The organism is Niabella sp. CPT15-335-S11 (genome assembly GCF_058792415.1).
Window position 1 is genome coordinate 221970 of sequence record NZ_JBYTEI010000002.1, and the last position, 15531, is coordinate 237500.

Sequence of the window (15531 nt, forward strand, 5' to 3'; positions counted from 1 at the left end):
TTAGTAACTTCTACGCTGGCGGGACTCTCCCCTGCGCAGCACACCTATTAAATTATCGCCAGATACCTGGAACACTACATCTCCCTCCAGCACGGCTGTTGTCTGTCCGGATCCTATCTGCATCGGTCTGCGATCGAGCATGTTTCTAAATTCGCCGTTTATCAGACTTGCAAACTGGTCGAAGCGGGCAAATGCTTCCGGGTTATTTCGGCTCGTTCGGCTGCTTTCCCCAACCATAGCCAGCATGGGAGAGAAGGCCAGACCACCGTCCGCAAATCCGGTAACGCGCTGATCAGCCCGTTTCTCCAGTGAATTTTTAAACGCCGTTCCCATTGCAATAAGAGATATACCAGCAGCTATCGCCACAGCTGGATGCGAGGAGAAGTATTCAAGCGCCTTCTTTGCCGCCTCCATGGTAACTCCAGCCTTAATGATCGCCTGACCAAACTGGATCATGGCATTACCAAGCACCAGGCCAACCTTACCGAATATTCCACCCAGCCCATCTACACCACTCATAGCATCCCCGAGGCCCTGTCCAACTGCGCTCAAGCCGTCTACAATAGCCTGGTTAATCAACGAGTTGAATACAGCTATCTGGCTGCGCGCTTGTGAAATCGCGGCATCCATCTGCTTGGCATCCAATTCTGCATTGAAGGGGATCTTTTGTTTCTTCCAAACGAAACTCTTTATTCCCAGCTCCATGCCTTCTTGCAGTAGTTCGGCCTTATGCTTCATACCAGCAGCCTGCCGGTTCGCACCTTTACTGTTCGCATCAATGCCCGGTTCTAGATTGAGGCTCATGTTCCATGCTGTCGATCCCGCTTTCTGCATCTCCTGCACCCAGCTGGCATATTGGATCTTCGTGCGAGCGAGACTATTACTCAGGACCGCAAGCTGTCCGTCCAACTCCTTAATTATCGAACTATCAGGCGCCTGTCCGAAACTCGTTTGGAAATCCCTGCTGGCCTTAGAAATTAGTTTATACTTCTGCTCAACAAATTCAAGCTCTGTGATAAGACCCTTTGCAAGTTGATCGTTCAGGAACTGCGTTTGTATAGCCAGGTCTTTCTGCGCGGCCGCAAATTCTTTAGCAGCTTTATCCCCCTTATCAACCTTGTCTTTGTGATCCTTCAGCTTGATACCCAGGTCATCAAACTTGTCAGTAAGGTTCATTAGCGGCTTAAGGGTATCTTTCAGCTGATCTTTTGCCGCTTCGAGCCGCTTCTCATAGGTCGCATTATTACCCACATTTGCCATCAGGGCCTGGTTGGCATGTACCTGTGCGATCGTCCCATCCCGCTGAGCGGCATTATACTGCTGTAAACCCAACGTCATCCGTTGCTGATCGGTGATGACGTTTTTATCCTTATCAGATTTCGCAGCAATGGCCATCTTCCGCTTCTCTTCCGCCTCAGATAGCTTTATCATTTGTTGCGCTGTCTTCTCGACTTCCTTGGCAATCTGCTCCTGCAATCCCTTAACCACCGCCTGACGCACCATGGCATCAATCACGGTATCATATGCGTTTGCAACATTCTTAAGTGTTGCGCCCTCTTTGCCCAGGTTACCCAGGTAGCCTTCGTACTCCTGGTTGATTGCCTTTATCGCATTCTTCTTATCGTTAACTGACGCAGTGCTACTTTGGGTAATACCTACCAGCGATGCAAGCCTGGCCGCACTCTGGCTAATTTCCTCTGCGTATTGCTTTTGTGAAGCGGCGGCTGCACTTACTTCAGTCTTTGCTTTATTAGCCCGGCCCTGCCACATCTGGAACCCAATAGCCCCAAAGGTCAGCGCCGCACCCACCGCAGCTACTGCAAGACCAAGACCTCCACCACCAATAAGACTCCGTGTCATTGCGCGCATAGCACCACCAGTGCTTCCAGCTTCAGTACGCAATCGTTGGAAGCTCTCAAGCAGCGGGTTTAGGTTGTTACTAATACCCATAAAGCCGTATGGTGAGTCTTGTACAACACGGTTAAGGTTAAGCATTGCGTAGTTCGCACTATTAGCCGCCGGGGCAACCCTACCCAAGTCAGCTGCAGCTTGCTTCGCACCCCAGCCAAGATTTTTAAACTGATAAACTGCTGGAGCGGTATTCACCTTTACGTCCAGGCCGATCTCGCCAAAACGTAGCGGGCGACCAATACCCGTAATAGTCTTGCGGGCCTCGGAACTAAATTGCTTTAGTTCGTTCAGCCCGCTGGTCTTATCGACTGTGATCGGTATGATAATACTTTCGTCCATATCAACTAAGCATCCCTTTCTCTTTCCACCTGTCTATCATCTGTTGCTTCCTGTCAGCCGCTGTTACTATTATTTCTCCTGGAAGCTGTAACCATTCTGATTTACTAACTCTTTCATTCTCACTCGTGTTGGCGCAGTAGAGCGTGTAAGTAATCTCCCTGTTGCGCCGCCACTTCTCCACCTCATTTTGCTCATGCGCCTGGATCATTTCCAGCACATCTTCCAGCGCCGAGTTCCAATACTCATCTGGGTTTAAGCCAGCCTTAAGCGCATTATGTTTAAGCATATAGCGCTCAAACAGCGCTGTTAATCGCTTTTTTTTTCTTCGCCCGACTCCCCGCCCTGGTCTGTCTGTGCTCCGGCATCGAGCTGCGGAAGTGCAGCCACACGGCCGATCGCGTGAAAGATCAGTTTCTTAAAATCTTCACCCAGGATGCCATCGAATACGCTATCAATAATATCCATCACTTGCGCTCTGGTGTAACGTTCCTTGCAGCGGTCCATATCATTGAGGCCCGCATGAATCAGATCGGCGTACTCGCCGATCGACATACCAACACTGATGCGTTCCATGAGATTCATATAACTTTCAATGCCAGTTTGCCTCATAAACACGTCCATCGCGTACATGCTAAAGCGCCCCTGATATTCCGTAAACTTTGGAGGGTCATCGGTAGCTCTCAGCTTAAATCCACCTTTGGGTAATAGTTCTAGTTTGTCCATTTGTTTTGATTAATCCCAGCCCGCGTTCACGGACTGGGGATCTGTTCAATTGTTATATCGCGCTAATTGTAATCTTAGAACAGGCTCAGCGTGCCTGAGAACGTTGCGACATTATTCATGGGGATATCTAACTTCAGATCTGTCAGATATGCCTTGCCCGAGAGATTAACAACTGCCCCTGTATCTGTCGGGTGCTTTATCTTTACCATTACCGCTGTTCCATCCGTAATGATGGCGTCCAGCTGCGTATAGCTCAAATAGTTAACCTGCTCGGCCGTCAAGACGTCGTTCACCGCACCTTCAATCGGTATACTCTGCTTCAGGCTACCTTTGCCCACGATTGTACCGCATTGCGTTTCAGTTTCATTATTGCCCCTGGACTTATCAATGCCCTGTTTAATCAGGCACACAACCTTCTTGTAAGTCGTTCCGTTATCTGTAGAAATCTCAAGAAAGATATCGATGCCGTTAACCGGCGCCGTTGTTACCATTGCTACTGCCATCTTTCAAATTATTTGTTTTATTAATGCTTTTTAGTTCGCTTCTCAGGTAGCTGGTCACGCAGTGCGCATTGACAAACTTCCTATAAGCCCGTGCGGCACCAAGGTTTTCAAACACACGATCCAGGACCACATGGCAGGCCTTTGCTTTAGGGTGCCGCTTAAAGAAGTCTTGTGCGTTCTGTAACATAGCCTGATTTAACGTTTAGGTTTCGTTGGGGCCTTGGGTGCTTTAACCGGCGACTCAGGCTTAACCTTCGCCTCCGCTTCGGTCGAAACTTCGGGTTCAGTCTCTGTATCGTCCGCACCATCAGTCTCAATATCTGGCTCCGGTTCATGTTCGACTACTGTCAGCCGCATATGCTTCGAGATGCTACGGTCCTCCAGCGTTCTGGCGTGATTGTAAGCGTGATTTTCGGTAAAGAAGATCTGATCATCCGCGGTCACAAAACACTCATTCACATTTTCAAAAGCATCAAACACAACCTTTACTTCTTGATCTGTCATGGTAATTTGATTTGAGTTTTAAAATAGGAGCCCGGACACAGCCAGGCTCCATTTATATGCCTCGCCTAAAAGTTTCTTGAATAAGGCTTACGCGCCCTGGATAATGGCTACAACACCTTTATTATCCTCGCGAAGCCTGCGTCCGCCACTTCGCACGATCATGGACCAAATGTCTCCGTAGTACAATGGATTGTCTTTGTCCTGGAATGGCTTCACCTCGCCGATTGCGCGGGCTACAAAGTCAGGGTGCCAGAACAGTGATGCCAGGTTATCCGTTGCAGCAAGTGCGGATCCGTAAGCCTTCGGAGTCGTGGATGCGCTTGCATAAGCCACCGCACTACGCACGTAGAAATCAAACCCGTGCAGCTTTCCGATGATACCGCGTGCGTTGTCCGCAAATTGCTGGAACGCGTTCATTTGGGTATCGCTCAGACTTGCGTAGAAGCTTTCCTCCATGTAGGAATCTATTACAGCAACGCGACCATTAACAGGCACTCCCTGAGTGTTCAATATCGCCCTGGCCTTCGCTACGTCAGCCGGAGTAAGTCCTTTTCTGGTCAATGTTTGCCCGGGTGCCGGTTGGCTAAGGAACGTTGCGCCCGTGGTTGCTAACTGGTTACCAGCTTCCGTCGGAGCCCATTTTATCAGCATGTTATCGGCAATAGCTTCCACGAGTGCATTGGTATGCCCACCCACCACGGAATCAATCTTGTTATAAGATATCGTTTGAAGCTCAGCCCAGGGTATATGGGTCGGCACCGTGCGGTAGCTATCCAGCGCATAGTTGATATCGCTATCAGTACGCCGAACGGCCACACCCGGATAAGTACTTGCATTCACTTCTATCACCGGATCAGCACCCGCTTGCGGAATATATACCACCGCGCCCCCCAGTACACTGCCACTATGATCCACACTGCGAGTAAGGAATTCATTTGATTTGCGAATCTTCTCAACGATATAGTCCAGCCAGATCTTGACGTCCGTCACGACGTTAAGGGTGTCGGCATATTTCAGCCTGGCTACGGGGAGAATCAAGCCACCTGCAAGCGCAACCACAGAAGTCGCCACCACAGCTTTTGTAAATACACTAGCCTCGGGGCTAAGGGCCACGGTGACCATCAGTAAGGTCAGCAACGCAGCGGTAAAGAATTTGATAAATTTCACTTTGTCTCTTTTTATGTTAAAAATTTCTATTATCCGTCCAAGCGATACGAGAACCGAGAACTAAACCTCGGCGTCGCGGCCCGTATAATCCTTCCATTTTTTCTTAAACCCGTCGGGGCTGAGCTTTCTCAGGCGTTCGAACTTGTTTTTAACAAACAGTTCACCGCCAGGCACACGCATCAGTTCAGTCACTTCAGCTTGCTCTGCTGCGGTCAGATTTCCTTCGATCCCGTCGGTAACAAGCGGCTGTACCTGCATGGTATCCACCAGCTCTTTGAGTCCGTCGTAATCGTCCGCATACTTCGCCGCGAGCTTCACCTTCTGGTTTACGGAGATCCGGCCTTCCTTGTTAGCCTGGTCCAGCAGCGCGTTGATCTTCTCAGATTCCTGCGTCTTCTTATAAGCGGTCAGATCAGCTACGGCCTGCACGCGGGCAGCTGTTGCAGTATCCAGCGCGGTTTGCAGGGTATTCGCTTCTGCGACACGCTCCGCCAGCACTTTGAGCGCAGCGGTGATATCGGCGGCACTGGCATCAGGCTTAAGGCCAAGCTGAGCCACCATTTCGGGTGTAAATTGTACTCCTTCCATATTTGTATTGTCCTTTTGTGCAGGTTCTTTCGGGGCCGGATATGTTAGCTGTCCGGCATAATGTGCGTAAGCCTGGTGTTCATCCAGTTGCGCCGCTGGCTTCTTTACACTAGCCAGGTCGAAGAGCGTATCAACAAGTCCGTGTTCAAGGGCCTGGGTAGCGGTGAACCAGTTATCTTTACCATTCAGATAAGCAGTTTTGCATTCCTGCTCAGTCTTGCCGGTCTTCGCTGCATAAATACCCGCCATCGTAGCCTCCAGATCATCCAGCAGTTGGGCTTTGCGCTTCAGTTCTTCACTATCGCCACCGCCACCAATCGACGGTTTGTGTGTCATGATACTGGCGTTCATACTCATATGAACCTTACTACCTGCCAGAGCGATGATGCTCCCCATGCTCGCTGCCAGGCCATCTACGTACGTTTCGACAGTCGCACTGCTGGCCCGCATGGCGTTATAGATTGCAATGCCTTCAAAGACAGATCCACCGGCGCTGTTAATACGCACGTTGATCTGCTTATAATCCTTCTCGAGGGCCTTCAATTCCCTGACGAAGTATGAAGCACTAACTTCCCAGCCAATTTCTCCATAAATCAGTACTTCTACTACACTTGCAGAAACCTTATTAAGTATCCAATATTTGCGCTTTAGGTCCATAATTTAGACCCAAAATTGCAGAGGCTTCAAACCACCGCCAAATGCGCATTACAACGCATTACGCGCATTCCCTTGCCTTGGCACAAGCATTCCCCTGCCATAGATCAGCCCCAACAAAAGGCCCTTATTATGGTGTTGTTTTGCGTGTAAATAACACGCAAACACGCAATGGCAGACATAACAATCGCAGACAAGCAATATATGGCCAAGATCCTGTTCACCGTGCAGAAACTGGATCAGAAGATCGTGGCCAAGAAAGTCGGCATCAGTGCCACTACAATGAGTAAGTGGGTCGAGCAGTTTCAGTGGAAGAAGTTGCGCAACAGGTTATTGGTAAGCAAGGAAGAAGTACTAAGCAATTTGTATGAGCAGCTGGAAGAATTGAACAACGCGATAAGTGAACGTGAGGCCGGGAAACGGTTTGCTAATACCAAAGAGGCAGATGTACAGGTGAAGTACACGGCGTCGATACGCAACCTGGAAACAGAACTGGCGATCGCTGATATTGTAGATAGTGGGATCCGCTTTGTGAGGTTCATCCAGCAGCGTATCACACCCGAGGAAGTGATAGAGATCGCAAACATGTGGAACGACTTTCTGCACGAACAAATAAAGAAAGGATAGCATGAGCACAGTAAAGCTATTTACCGGCAATAAATCCAACCGGCAGGCCATGCTGGACTGGGAGGACTTCCTGCACAATACCCGCTCACGCACCGCTGCAACGCAGTTCACGAGCCAGGCAGATAAGGAAACTTTTCGAAAGAAGATTGAAAAGCCAGGCAATCAGGAACTTTGGTTTGAGTACATGTTCCCGCAATACTGCACCGCCAAACCAGCTAAATTTCAAATAGCAGCTACAAAGCGGCTGATGGGTAAGAAGCGGCACCGGCAATCCCGGCGCTGGGCGCGGGGTCTTGCTAAGTCCACCAGACGCATGATGGAACTCCTTTACAAGATGTTTGTCGAGAAGTACCGGGTGAATATGCTGCTAATCTCCAAGACTGAAGACAATGCTGCCCGACTGCTGGATCCATACCGTGCTAACCTTGAAGCAAATCAGCGAATCATCGATTTGTACGGAGAGCAGGTCAAGCCAGGCAAATGGGGTCAGTATGAGTTTGTCACCCGTCGGGGAAATAGTTTCCGGGCTGTGGGCGTTGAACAGAACCCACGGGGTGCGAGACTGGAAGAACTACGCGTAACGGCCATTGTGTTTGATGACGCCGATGACGATGAGGTCTGCCGCAACGTGGACCGACTTAATACAAGATGGGAATGGATTGAGAAGGCGGTACTGCCCACGATTGATATCGCTGGCGACTACATGATCTTCTTTGATAATAATCCGATCGCGGAAGACTGCCTGGTAAATAGGTTTGCAGAGTTTACCGAGGATGATGAGGTCGTTCCAATTATCACTGACCAGGGGGAAAGTAGCTGGCCGGAGAAGAACTCTTTAGCGGACATCGAAGCTATCCGCAGCACAATGTCTGACTATGCCTTTCAGGGCGAATACCTATGTAATCCTGTCCGGCTTGGCAAAGTCTTTGAGTTTGTCAACTGGGGCAAAGTGCCGCCAATTAGTCGTTTCAAGTTCATTGTCAACTATTCGGATCCGGCTACGAGCAACCGCGATAAACCATCAGGCAAAAGCACCGCGCCAAACAGCTGCAAGGCTACGATGTCAGTCGGTTACCTGGACGGTAAATTCTACGTACTTAACGCCCGGCTGGATCATATGAATAATGATGCCTTTGTTAATGGCATCTACGACCTGAACGACCAGCACGCGGGTCAGAGTGCAGGATCTGCGAGGGCTGTATATAATATGATTGAGAATAACACGCTCCAGGATCCGTTCTTCGAGCAGGTCCTCATGCCCGCCATCCATCGCGTTGCCAAAGAGCGCAAACGGGCAGTACTGAGCATACAAGGAGATGATCGTAAGAAGCCAGATAAGTTCTTCCGAATAGAAGCTACGCTTCAACCGCTTAACAAAAACGGTCAGATGATCCTAAACGAGGCTGAGAAATCAAACCCGCACATGAAGCGCCTGGAGTCGCAGTTCCTTTCAGTATCACCTAACTCCAAAACAATGGACGGACCCGATGCTGTAGAAGGTGCTGTCTGGCTCATTCAAAACAAATTATCCATCGCGGGTAATATTAATGATAATATTAAAGTAATCCCCCGGCCGATCAGCCGAAAACGCTTATAACATGGCATATCTAACATCAACAGATCTACAAACGCATATTTATGGCGAGAACATTACCGCCATTACGCGCAGCGATGCAACCCTGGTCACGCGCGCAATAGATGCCGCAATAGCCGAGGCAAAGAGCTACATGGGCCGCTACAATATCGCATACCTGTTCTGGGACGGTGTAACGCTTCCAAAGCCGACCGGCGCGGGAGATGTCATCCAGGATGAGAACCTAAAGAACAAAGTCAAGGACCTGGCAGCCTGGCACCTGATCAAGCTGGCTAATCCTAACATTAACCTGGACTTATTCCGTACCGGTTATGAGGACGCAATAGACTGGTTTAAGGGCATTATGCGCGGGCAGTCAGCGCCATTTGGGTGGCCGCTGCGGGTAGATGATCCTACAACGGATTATGTGGAAGGAGGCGCGTTGCAGTGGTCAGCCAACAAGAAGCGGGACAATAAACTCTAACAAATTTCTTTTATCATATGGCAGCAACTCCAGATAACAAACAAGATACCATCGTAGCAAAGAGCGGCGTGCAGGTTACTCAGGCACCGGCCAAACAAGAGCTTATCATCGCCAATATCATTCAAACCAGCGTGGACCGTAGCAAGTCCACCATCGGCGATTACAAGCGATCAGTCGAATCTGCCGAAAATGTACATTATCCGATGCGTGCATCGCTGTACGATCTTTATACTAAATGCAGCATAGACGGTACTTATATAGGTGCATGGGAGTTGAAGCGTATTGCCAAGGTGCTATCCAAGGAGTTGAAGTTTAAAGTAAATGACAAGGAGGTCGAAGAGTTGAACGACCTGATCGACAGCAAGTCATTCCGTGACTTCATTCGTATGCGAATGATGCAGAAAGCCTGGGGTAACCGTGGCCTGCAGTTTGTCATCGGTCCTAAGTTCGAATGGGAGGAAATACCGGTAAAGCACATTAACCCTCATTTAAAGAAGGTAACAAAGTATCAGATAGGTGAAGAAGGCTGGGATTATGAAGATAACCCCACCATCATGATCTTTGGTGGCAAGAGCGATTTTGGATTTCTACTGGCTATCACCCCGATGATCCTGTATAAGCAGGGGAACTGGGGAGACTGGGCCGACTTTGTTGAGAAATACGGATCTCCGTTCCAGATTTACGAGTACGACATCTATGATGAACAAACTCGCGAGAAAGCGTTCGAACTGGCCAGAGACGCCGGATCCAACCTGGCAATTGTGCTACCCAAGCAGCTAAACTTCAGGACAGAAGATGGTAAGCAGGTCAACGGCGATGGCAAGCTGCAGGGCAACTTCAGTGATGCACTGGACAAACAAATAACGCTCGCGATCCTGGGTAACCTGGAAACCACGTCGGCCAGTGGCGGATCTCTGGCCAAGGCCAAGGTCCAACACTTGGACCAGTCGGATGTCATCGCGATGGACATGAAGGACGTGTTGGATACGCTTAATTCAGACCAGTTCCTTGCTATCCTTGAATCTTACGGATATCCGGTAAAAGGCGGCGAGTTCTACTATGAAATCGTATCGGATCCGGAGGCACTTAAAGCGGAAGTCGAGATCGATAAATTTCTGGTTACGGAAGCCAAACTGCCGCTGGGGGATGATTATTTCTACAAGAAATACCGCAGGCCAAAGCCAGACAATTATGAAGAATTAAAAGCTCTGCAAGCGCAAAAGGCTGCACAGGCGCTGCCACCACCTGCAGTTCCACCGGCACCCGATCCAGCGCCGCCCGATCCAAAAGCACCCAAGAAGGCTACAAATGCTCACTTATCGTTCTGGGATCGAATTGATCTGCGGATTGCCAATTTTTTCGACCCCGCCCGCAAAGACTGAACGACTATCTGAGCGGGCTGCCAGGCCTACCATACGATGAATTGAGCGAACAACTTACCCAGCTGTACACGTCCGGGTGCTGCGACCATCACAACGAACCGGCACCGGTTGCAGAGCTGCCGATCGTACAATGGTTGAAGGATATCGTAAAGGAAATATTTGACTCCCATAACTATTCTACATCCACCGCGGCCATGGATCTCTTTGCAGATACATTACTTGACGCCGCAAGCCAGGGATATGGTGATGACTTTAATAGCGATAGCCTGTTTTGCGAAGATGAAGCGATGGTAGAGGCCCTGCGGCGTGATGTGGTGCGCTTTAGTTCAGCAAAGAACGATGCGATGCAAACGTCAATGCTCCAGGCGCTCATCGACAAAGAAGGCAAGCTCCGAAGCTGGAATGACTTTAAGAGTATTGCTTACGGCATCGGTAATGTACACAAAGACGCTTGGTTGAAAGCGGAGTATGAACTCGCAGTATCTTCTGCCCAAATGGCATCTAAATGGGTGAAGATCGTAAAGAAGGCGGAGCTGTTCCCATACCTCCAGTATGATGCCGTCTTGGATGACAGGACCACCTTCACCTGCCGTGACTTCGACGCGGTAACCCTTCCGGTAGATCACTGGTTCTGGGGTACTTACTATCCACCCAATCACTGGGGCTGTCGGAGCACCGTTCGCCAGTTGACAGATGGTACACCAACAGATCTGAACAGCGTGTCACTGCCAGATATCCCGCAAATGTTCCAGACAAACCTGGCTCAAAGCGGACTTCTTTACCCACCAAATCACCCATACTATGAAGCTAAGTAAAATCAAACGGCTATTTCGGCGCGTGCAGCTCGCGCGCATGCGATACGATCGCACCGGTCTGGTAATCGGTCATTGCCTTATTAATGGCAAGCCACACATCCGGATCCGGTTTACCAAACGGAACGGCGAAGGGCTAATAGATCGTCATGTGCCTTACACAGATGTGCTGGCCATTGTGCGATATCCAAGTCCTGCGGAGAAACTATTTCTGAGGCGCAAGCCGAAAGTATTTAAGGTCAAAATCAATCCGAATGAGCCTGGAAGATAAATTCAATGCCATTGCCGCAGGCCTTCCGCAGGTACTGGCAAACTACGCCGTTAACTGGACGCTGGACAACTTCGCTTCCCAGGGCTGGGAGAATGGCAGGCAACCATGGGCGAAGCGCAAGCGGGAGACCAGGAAGACGCGTGGCAGATCGTTACTCATCGCATCTGGTGCCTTGCGTCGCAGCATCCAGGTAATTGACGTGGATAGCAGCCTCACCGGAGATCGACTGATCGCAACATTCGGATCTCGTGGCATCGCATACGCGCGCATACATAACGAGGGCGGAACTATCACGCAGGCTGCGCGGAGTAATAACTACACGCTCGGAAGATATACCCGCGGAAAGAAGAAAGGGGCTTTCAAGAAAGGGAAACTCAAACCAACCGGACCCGGAGCAGGCGGGAGATTCAGCTTCAAGGAGCGAAATATCAACATACCCAGGCGGCAATTTATCGGTGCTTCTCCGATACTCCGGCAGTTACTGATACAAGAAGGCCAACAGTACATCAAACGCAAAATAAAATAACGCTATGAAATCTTTATACAATCGCCTACTGATCGCCCTGCAGGCCCATCTGGCGGCCAACGTACCTGAGATAAAATACGTGGAGTTAGACTTCAGCCAACTGGAGATCTACGACACACGCCCCGCTGTAGCCTTCCCATGCGCGCTGATACGCTTTACTGGAGCCTACGAGCCCCGTCAGATGAAAACGCAGATAAACAACTTCACGATGCAGGTGCGCCTTGGCTTTGACGTATATGGTAACACCAGTAGCCTGGTGCCGGAAGCAGCGAGAACGGCGGCGCTGGCGTATTTCGAGGTGGAACAAAAGCTGTATTTGTCCTTGCAGGAATTTACAGCAGCGGGGCTATTGCTTAATGGTGGGCTTACCCGTGTCGCGGATATAGATCAGATCAGCGCGGATGGATTGCGTAAGCGGGTAGTGACATTTAGGGGATCATTCGCGGATAGTACACTCGCGGTGTAACCTTACCAAACGAGCCAGCAGAATTTCTTTGCAAACTCTTTGGCTACCTGGACGTCGGTGTGATCGGAGTATTCGCGACGAATAAGCTGGAGTTGAGCGTAGTTCTCATCGATCAGATTTACGATCGTTCGGGTTTCGAGGAAGAACTCAGTGCGCAGGATTCGGAGAAGACTATTGTAACTCATGCGGACACCAGGCTCGGTCTCGCGGCGGTTGTGCCAGTAATAACGGTGTAGTAGCAGCTCGTTACGTTCGTCAATAAGGTTAGCGCTGCGGCCCTTGAGAGCGGTCATTTCGCAGTGCGGGGCGGCAACTTCGGGCGGCTGCCGGTAATCTTCAAATAACTTCAAGGATCCTCTTTGGCGCATATGTTAACAAATTTACCCATACCTCCCCGAATTATCCCGTTTTCCCGCGAAAAGAAACTCACAAAAAAAGGCCAGGTAGAAACCAGGCCCGAATCGTGATCTTGAGAAATTACCTAACCATCCTCTAATAATGCTTCGCAAAGCTGCGCAATGACGTGGAGATTTTCTCCATCAATACCATAGACCTGATTGTTCTCGCACTGTGCTCTCCAGCGCACAGCGGCTATACAAGCCTTTCTTATCCATTTTAGTCGTTCTACAGGATCGCTGTCCTGAATCGTTAGTATAAGCGAATCGTTTGTTATTATCACCATGTCGTTCCCCCCTTTCTTTTAAAATAGACTTGCGAACATTTTGTTAAAGGAGTAATCCAGGATATCAGAAATATTGTTTAAGGAACTCCGCATTGACCCGTCCTTCTTTAACATAATTTCTCGTAACTCCGTTTTGACGCCCCTTTGTGCGAGTATACCTGCATCCATCATATCAGTTAATACAATACGTTTCACAGTAACAACACATTGCCCATCAGCATATCGGATAGTCGCACCACCGTTAACGTACGCGCTTAGAATAAATAAAGATGCTTTCATGCTGGAATAACCAGCGCCTTTGTAATCCCCATTAAATGGGATTAATTGCCCAGTAATCAGCGGATCTTCTACATCCGGTTTATCCAAAATTGCTTCCGTTTTTACATTGGCAGCAATTTCTTTAAAGCTAATACTGGTGGGATAGGTCTTCCGCCAGTAGATGTCGCCATTTTCAACAATAAAATTTTGGGCTTGTTTGTTCTGCGCTCCTGCGGCCATCCCGGCAAGCAGCAAGCATGTCAAAAGAATCTGTTTCATGTTTTGTGTTATTTAAGAAATCGTTTCAAAGGCCGCTCAACCAACTTTTGTATCTACTTTCCATTTGGCTAACAAGTTTCGGAAGCTCGGCGGTTTGATAGTCATTAATTCGTTTATGAAGATAGCCATATTTCTCAATCCACGCGTAGACCTTGCTATAATCTTTTCGCTTTACCATCCCGCGAGGCCCCAGTTTTGTCACGGTTCTAATGAGTCCTATTTCGTGCGCGTAATAGAAGATCTTGCCAATCATGCGTTTACGAGCATCGGCATCATGCTCGTCGATTAATTCTCCATCGTCACCGGGTGAAATAACCGCCGATATTATCCTCAATCTACCGGCAAGTTCGTGTAGCTCGGACTCTGCGAGGTCCCGCAGGCTCGATGTGCGGCCATTTGTAAACTCTCTTACAGCCTCTTCTTTAGTAACACCAGGAAGCTTATTCAGTTCGGAAAAGAAAGCGGAGTATTTATTCATAACGTTTGGATTATAGCTTGCGCCATTCGTTTAGATATTCTTTGTTCTTCAGCCAGGCCGCGGCAATTTTGGGTTTGTACCACTCACCATTGCGCTCGCAGTACCTGCGATATTCCTTTGCACCCATCCAGGCCTTTAACTGATCGGTCTTGGTCATCTTCTTCCAAATGTCTGGTAACAGGTGAGTATTACGTTTGTTTGGATACTCTCGCACAAACTCCTCCAGGGTAACTTCGTACTCTGCCTCAATGATAGTGGTCTGTCCATCGAACTTTGAAGCGATATTGTTCACATGGCAAGCTACTTTCTGCTTAAAGTAGAACCGCTCTTCCACACTCATGTTTGTGTTCACCAGGTTCATTTCGCATAGGCGGTCTTCGCAGTCATATGTCACTGTTGCTTCTCCGTTGTAGCCTGGGTGGGTAATGATAAACTTCCGCATGGCGTTGGGTTTATGATTCGATTTTATTGGCTTCTTTGAGCGCGTTTACATTAAACAGAAGGGTGTCGAATTGCTTCTCGTACTTCTTGGATTCCGCGAGATCTCGCGGGCTTCTGGTTTTAAAGTAGGCGCGCTGCGCGAGCCGCATTTTATATCCTAGCTCAAAGAGCTGATTCATCAAATATTCTGCCTTCATAATCGTAAATTTTAAGTCCGTGAATACGAAGCTTTTCAGCCATGTAGCACCCATACGGCGTTTCTATAATTGCATTCTTATACGTAATGCTGAATCTGGCAACAACTGAAGAACTGTAATCGATCGGACTCGGACTCTTATTAATTATAATGGTGAATAAGTACGAGAGTGGCGTATTAATCTGAAATATCTCGCCTGGGAAATGCGTTACGGCATTCTCATTGTGGATGATGTTTCGGCCATCGAGTAACTTGGTTTGGTTGTAAATACTCATACGGCCACCTCCTTTCTTCTTACGAGCCTATACGTCCTGAGTTCGGCAGCGGGAACCAGGATAAAATAAACCAGTTCTTCAGGATCGTTACTTATCCGGCGGAGTTTCGCCTCGGTGTTCATCAGCGGAGTATCAAAGACAATTTGCATTTGTCTGCTCTCGATTTCATATTCACACTCGCCGTCAGTCACGGTATCGCCAGGGCGCAGGTATCGGCCATTTTGATCGAGGCATTCCGCGTCATAATGCTCCGTGAACATTGCATTAACACCTGCTTCCATAGATCGAACGGTTTGATCAAACTCATCTTCCAGTGGCTTAATCATTGCTCTCGCGGCCTCAATAGCTGTTTGTAGTTGTTTCTTTGTGTACTTCATGATATTAACTTATTT

22 protein-coding genes are annotated in these 15531 nt (G+C 48.9%); 8 read left to right on the forward strand and 14 right to left on the reverse strand.

All coding sequences use genetic code 11. From position 1 onward, the window contains the following. The 8 genes from AC3WS5_RS07395 to AC3WS5_RS07430 all read right to left on the reverse strand — a co-directional run bounded on the left by AC3WS5_RS07395 (position 1) and on the right by AC3WS5_RS07430 (position 6392). Complete coding sequence (locus tag AC3WS5_RS07395) at positions 1-2250, reverse strand: hypothetical protein (RefSeq protein WP_492466643.1); 2250 nt, start codon at positions 2248-2250, stop codon at positions 1-3. A gap of 1 nt (position 2251) precedes the next feature. After that, entirely contained in the window at positions 2252-2536 is a 285-nt protein-coding gene (locus AC3WS5_RS07400; RefSeq protein ID WP_492466644.1) for a hypothetical protein, read from the reverse strand. 20 nt (positions 2537-2556) lie between these two features. Beyond that, on the reverse strand, positions 2557-2973 hold the full coding sequence (locus tag AC3WS5_RS07405; RefSeq protein ID WP_492466645.1) for a hypothetical protein: 417 nt from the start codon (positions 2971-2973) through the stop codon (positions 2557-2559). Between the two features lie 74 nt (positions 2974-3047). Then, positions 3048-3476, reverse strand: a complete 429-nt coding sequence (locus AC3WS5_RS07410; protein ID WP_492466646.1) for a phage tail tube protein — start codon at positions 3474-3476, stop codon at positions 3048-3050. Beyond that, on the reverse strand, positions 3442-3663 hold the full coding sequence (locus AC3WS5_RS07415) for a hypothetical protein (protein ID WP_492466647.1): 222 nt from the start codon (positions 3661-3663) through the stop codon (positions 3442-3444). The genes AC3WS5_RS07410 and AC3WS5_RS07415 overlap by 35 nt, the downstream gene beginning before the upstream one ends. 8 nt (positions 3664-3671) lie before the next feature. Beyond that, the gene (locus tag AC3WS5_RS07420) at positions 3672-3980 is read right to left on the reverse strand and encodes a hypothetical protein (RefSeq protein ID WP_492466648.1); all 309 of its coding nucleotides are present in this window, start codon (positions 3978-3980) and stop codon (positions 3672-3674) included. Positions 3981-4067: 87 nt separating this feature from the next. Beyond that, the gene (locus AC3WS5_RS07425; protein WP_492466649.1) at positions 4068-5147 is read right to left on the reverse strand and encodes a hypothetical protein; all 1080 of its coding nucleotides are present in this window, start codon (positions 5145-5147) and stop codon (positions 4068-4070) included. Positions 5148-5207: 60 nt separating this feature from the next. Further along, positions 5208-6392 carry a head maturation protease, ClpP-related gene (locus AC3WS5_RS07430; protein WP_492466651.1) on the reverse strand — a complete coding sequence of 395 codons (1185 nt, stop codon included), beginning with the start codon at positions 6390-6392 and terminating at the stop codon, positions 5208-5210. A 168-nt stretch (positions 6393-6560) separates the two neighbouring features. On the opposite strand from AC3WS5_RS07430, the gene AC3WS5_RS07435 reads away from it, so the two are divergent. From AC3WS5_RS07435 to AC3WS5_RS07470, 8 genes are read left to right on the forward strand one after another with little or no spacing between them, the layout of a single operon-like run. Next, complete coding sequence (locus AC3WS5_RS07435; protein ID WP_492466652.1) at positions 6561-7016, forward strand: hypothetical protein; 456 nt, start codon at positions 6561-6563, stop codon at positions 7014-7016. 1 nt (position 7017) lies between these two features. Continuing rightward, a complete protein-coding gene (locus tag AC3WS5_RS07440) occupies positions 7018-8613 on the forward strand; it encodes a hypothetical protein (protein WP_492466653.1) in 1596 nt (531 codons plus the stop codon). Between the two features lies 1 nt (position 8614). Beyond that, positions 8615-9073, forward strand: a complete 459-nt coding sequence (locus AC3WS5_RS07445; RefSeq protein ID WP_492466654.1) for a hypothetical protein — start codon at positions 8615-8617, stop codon at positions 9071-9073. 17 nt (positions 9074-9090) lie between these two features. Next, positions 9091-10455 (forward strand): phage portal protein family protein, encoded by a 1365-nt coding sequence (locus AC3WS5_RS07450; RefSeq protein ID WP_492466655.1) that lies wholly within the window; start codon positions 9091-9093, stop codon positions 10453-10455. 41 nt (positions 10456-10496) lie between these two features. After that, the gene (locus AC3WS5_RS07455; protein ID WP_492466656.1) at positions 10497-11270 is read left to right on the forward strand and encodes a phage head morphogenesis protein; all 774 of its coding nucleotides are present in this window, start codon (positions 10497-10499) and stop codon (positions 11268-11270) included. After that, a complete protein-coding gene (locus AC3WS5_RS07460; protein WP_492466657.1) occupies positions 11257-11538 on the forward strand; it encodes a hypothetical protein in 282 nt (93 codons plus the stop codon). The genes AC3WS5_RS07455 and AC3WS5_RS07460 overlap by 14 nt, the downstream gene beginning before the upstream one ends. Beyond that, positions 11522-12064, forward strand: a complete 543-nt coding sequence (locus AC3WS5_RS07465) for a phage virion morphogenesis protein (RefSeq protein WP_492466658.1) — start codon at positions 11522-11524, stop codon at positions 12062-12064. The genes AC3WS5_RS07460 and AC3WS5_RS07465 overlap by 17 nt, the downstream gene beginning before the upstream one ends. Before the next feature lie 4 nt (positions 12065-12068). Then, positions 12069-12530 carry a hypothetical protein gene (locus AC3WS5_RS07470; protein WP_492466659.1) on the forward strand — a complete coding sequence of 154 codons (462 nt, stop codon included), beginning with the start codon at positions 12069-12071 and terminating at the stop codon, positions 12528-12530. A gap of 2 nt (positions 12531-12532) precedes the next feature. Here AC3WS5_RS07470 and AC3WS5_RS07475 read toward each other — a convergent pair whose 3' ends face one another. The 6 genes from AC3WS5_RS07475 to AC3WS5_RS07500 form a co-directional block, all read right to left on the reverse strand. Next, the gene (locus AC3WS5_RS07475; RefSeq protein ID WP_492466660.1) at positions 12533-12898 is read right to left on the reverse strand and encodes a hypothetical protein; all 366 of its coding nucleotides are present in this window, start codon (positions 12896-12898) and stop codon (positions 12533-12535) included. A gap of 332 nt (positions 12899-13230) precedes the next feature. Next, positions 13231-13749 (reverse strand): hypothetical protein, encoded by a 519-nt coding sequence (locus AC3WS5_RS07480; protein ID WP_492466661.1) that lies wholly within the window; start codon positions 13747-13749, stop codon positions 13231-13233. A gap of 25 nt (positions 13750-13774) precedes the next feature. Continuing rightward, positions 13775-14227, reverse strand: a complete 453-nt coding sequence (locus AC3WS5_RS07485; RefSeq protein WP_492466662.1) for a hypothetical protein — start codon at positions 14225-14227, stop codon at positions 13775-13777. 10 nt (positions 14228-14237) lie between these two features. Next, entirely contained in the window at positions 14238-14669 is a 432-nt protein-coding gene (locus AC3WS5_RS07490) for a hypothetical protein (protein WP_492466663.1), read from the reverse strand. Between the two features lie 10 nt (positions 14670-14679). Then, entirely contained in the window at positions 14680-14865 is a 186-nt protein-coding gene (locus tag AC3WS5_RS07495; RefSeq protein WP_492466665.1) for a hypothetical protein, read from the reverse strand. 270 nt (positions 14866-15135) lie between these two features. Further along, on the reverse strand, positions 15136-15516 hold the full coding sequence (locus AC3WS5_RS07500) for a hypothetical protein (RefSeq protein ID WP_492466667.1): 381 nt from the start codon (positions 15514-15516) through the stop codon (positions 15136-15138). Positions 15517-15531: the final 15 nt, after the last annotated feature.